The organism is Trebonia sp. (genome assembly GCF_049794275.1).
Classification (GTDB): domain Bacteria; phylum Actinomycetota; class Actinomycetes; order Streptosporangiales; family Streptosporangiaceae; genus Trebonia.
Genome location: NZ_JBARCR010000487.1, coordinates 1 through 3,007 on the forward strand (window position 1 = coordinate 1; position 3,007 = coordinate 3,007).

The 3,007-nt window shown below is 66.1% G+C and carries 3 protein-coding genes; all 3 read left to right on the forward strand.

What is annotated here, in order from left to right; all coding sequences use genetic code 11:
* A partial coding sequence (locus WA805_RS13285) for a hypothetical protein (RefSeq protein WP_425242482.1) occupies nt 1-605 on the forward strand: 605 nt, incomplete at its 5' end.
* The gene (locus WA805_RS13290; RefSeq protein WP_425242483.1) at nt 605-1,585 is read left to right on the forward strand and encodes a cytochrome c oxidase subunit II; all 981 of its coding nucleotides are present in this window, start codon (nt 605-607) and stop codon (nt 1,583-1,585) included. The genes WA805_RS13285 and WA805_RS13290, both read left to right, overlap by 1 nt.
* Nucleotides 1,586-1,613: 28 nt before the next feature.
* Nucleotides 1,614-3,007 (forward strand): cytochrome c oxidase subunit I (locus tag WA805_RS13295; RefSeq protein WP_425242484.1); only part of this gene is annotated, 1,394 nt, incomplete at its 3' end.

The following is a 3,007-nucleotide window of genomic DNA, read 5'->3' on the forward strand; positions in this document are numbered from 1 at the left end:
GCAACGGCCAGGTGAACGTCACGCTGATGACCACCCCGCAGACGACGGTGACCGACAAGCCGGACTGGGTGTCGTACTTCATCAAGAACCCTTCGACCGGCCAGTTCTTGCACACCACGTACTTCAAGGTCCCGGCGTACACGCAGGTGAACATCACCATCCTGGGTTACGACGGCTGCACGCCGCTGCGCAACCCGCTCTGGGGCAAGGTCACCGGCACAGCAGGCAACGTCGAGGTCGTGCGGTACTACAACGGCAAGGCGTACTCGGCTCCGCAGGCGATCTCGCTGCTCAACTCGTGGGCGGACTGCTCGGTCCAGCACACGTTCGCGATCCCCGGCCTCGGACTGAACGTGCCGGTTGCGTCGCCGAACACGGTCGCGGAGAACAACGCCTTGTGCGGCACGTCGCCCTGCGTGGCGAACACCGCTGACCAGGCGCTGGCTCCCCACACAGTGGTCAGGTTCAGCTTCAAGACGCCGAAGGCGGGCGGGACCTTCCGCTGGCAGTGCTTCGTGCCCTGCGGTGGCGGATTCGTCGACGGCAACGGCGGGCCGATGGCCACGCCCGGTTACATGATGGGTCAAATGGAGGTGCAGGCCTGATGGCCGCTGAGGCAGGGCCGGCCCCGGTCGGTTCGAAGAGTGGGCGGCGAGACGGTCTCTGGCTGCTCGTCAGCTGGATAGTGCTGAGCATCATCGGCTGCCTGCTCGTGGCGCTGGTGTGGGGCCCGCACATCCCGCCGGGCGATATGTCGAACACGGCGGCCAGCCAGCAGGTCGACATCACGGTGCTCGCCACGATCGCCACTCCCGTGGTGATCGGGATACTGCTGTACCTCGGCTGGGCGCTTACCTTCTGGCGGCAGAAGCCAGGTGACGAGACGGACGCCGCGCCGATCCACGGCAACACGAGGATCACGGCGCTCTGGATCACCGTGACCTCCGTGATCGTCCTGGCCCTCGCGGTGTACGGCACCGTCGAACTCATCGCTCCGGCCGGCGCGGGCGCCGGCCAGGGGCCGCAGCCGATCTTCCAGCGCGGCATGCCGCCCGCGACCTCGGACACCTCGTGGACGCCGGGCACGAACAACATCCTGCAAGTGCAGGTGATCGGCCAGCAGTGGGCGTGGACGTTCCGTTATCCGCAGTTCGGCGGCTTCGAGACCACCGACCTGCTGATCCCGCTCAATACGCCGGTGCGGTTCAACGTCACGTCGCTGGACGTGATCCACAGCTTCTGGGCCTACCAGCTCGGCGTGAAGGCCGACGCCAACCCGGGCGTGAACAACGTCACGTTTACCGTCCCGAAACAGGCCGGCCAGTTCGTGGTGCGATGCGCCGAGCTGTGCGGCATCTGGCACGGCGCGATGTACGACTACGGCAAGGTCGTGCCGGTGGCCGCCTTCATGACCTGGGCGCATGCCACGGAGATACAGCTCGCCGCGCTGACGAAGATACTGCCGCCGTACGCGCTGACCTACGACCCGACCGTCATCGCCAACGTGGGCAAGGTGAACGAGGAGCTCGGCTTGACCAGCGCGGGCGGCGGTTACTACAACCCGGCCGACCCAGAGCAGCCCTGATCCGGCGAAAGGTAGCGAGGTAACTTATATGGCCATCGAAACCCAGCCGGAAAGCGCGCAGGCGCCCGGCGGACGTGAGCCTGGCGGCACACCCAAGCAGCGCCCCTGGTGGCTGCGCCCGGCATGGCACACCGCGCTCATCGGCGCGGTCATCGGCTATGCCATCGGGCACTGGCTCGGCAACTTCATGACCCCGAGCTTCGTGGCGACGGGCGGCGGGGCGCCCGACGGCAACGACACGGCGATCGTGCTCGGCTACGCCTTCCTGGTGCTCGGCTGGCTGATCGGGCTCGGCGTGTTCAACGACCTGGTCCGGCAGATGCTCGGCCGGCCGATACCGCAACTTGAGGAGGAGCGGGACGCCGTCGGCGGCCTCTCCCGGTACTTCCGGTACACGCTCGACCACAAGGTAGTCGGCATCCAGTACCTGGTCGGCATGCTGGTCTACTTCTTCACCGGCGGCCTGCTGGCCATGGCGATCAGGACCGAGCTGCTGTCGCCGTCGTACCACGTGCTCAGCCCGACCGCCTACCTGGAGGTGGTCGGCGAGCACGGCACCATGATGATGATGATGATGACCTCGGTCATCGTCGGGCCGTTCGGCAACTACCTGGTGCCGCTGATGATCGGCTCGAAGCGGGTCGCGTTCCCGCGGCTCGAGGCGCTGTCCTTCTGGCTCACCCCGTGCGCCTACGTGATCCTGCTGTCCAGCTTCCTGCTCGGCGGCTTCCCGACCGGCTGGACAGGGTACGCGCCGCTGTCGATCCAGGCGGGCGAGGGCATGGACTCGTACGCGTTCGCGTTCGGCCTGATGGGCGTCTCGATCATCCTGGCCGGCTTCAACATCATCGTCACGATCATCTGCTACCGGGCGCCCGGCATGCGCTGGAGCCGGCTGCCGATGTTCGTCTGGGCGATGCTGACCACCGGCTTCCTGCTGGTGCTGGCCGCCCCGGTGCTGGTGGGCGGCATGTACATGATCATCACCGACCGCACGGCGCAGACCGCGTTCTTCATCAACCAGCTGGGCGGCAGCTCGTACCTGTACCAGGACCTGTTCTGGTTCTTCGGCCACCCTGAGGTGTACATCCTGGCGCTGCCGGGCTTCGGGATCGTGTGCGAGCTCCTCCCGGTCTTCACCAGGAAGCCGCTGTTCGGCTATAAGATCGCCGCGGCGGGCATGTTCGGCGTGGCTATCCTTTCGTTCTTCGTCTGGCAGCATCATCTGTTCATGTCCGGCATAAACCCGGACATGCGGCCGCTGTTCATGCTGACCACGGAGCTGATCTCGATACCGACCGGGTTCATCTTCCTGGTGGCGCTGGGCACGTTCTGGAAGGCGAAGATCCGGCTCACCGTGCCGATGCTGTTCGCGATGGCGTTCTTCGTCAACTTCCTGTTCGGCGGCATCTCGGGCGTGCT